The organism is Brevundimonas sp. UBA7838 (assembly GCF_002500885.1).
Classification (GTDB): domain Bacteria; phylum Pseudomonadota; class Alphaproteobacteria; order Caulobacterales; family Caulobacteraceae; genus Brevundimonas; species Brevundimonas vesicularis_C.
Genome location: NZ_DLTK01000125.1, coordinates 21,996 through 22,253, shown reverse-complemented (window position 1 = coordinate 22,253; position 258 = coordinate 21,996). Strand labels below are relative to the sequence as shown.

At 65.9% G+C, this 258-nt stretch carries 1 pseudogene; it reads right to left on the bottom strand.

The window, feature by feature from the left end:
* A pseudogene (locus tag B3T77_RS11790) lies at positions 1-258 on the bottom strand (ABC transporter ATP-binding protein); the annotation flags it as partial.

Sequence of the window (258 nt, the reverse complement as noted above, 5' to 3'; positions counted from 1 at the left end):
GAGGTCTCGCTGGGCTTCGGCCAGATCCCGCGTCGCCGCCTCGCGTTCCAGCGCCTTTCGCTCGACATAGGCGTCATAGCCGCCGCCGTAGCTGGCGACACCCAGGCTCGAAATTTCAAGGATTCGGTCCATGCGGCGCAATAGGTTGCGATCATGGCTGACCACCACGACCCCGCCGTCCCAACGCGCGATGACATCGGCGACCAGCGCCCGCGCCTGCGCGTCCAGATGATTGGTCGGCTCGTCCAGCAGGATCAG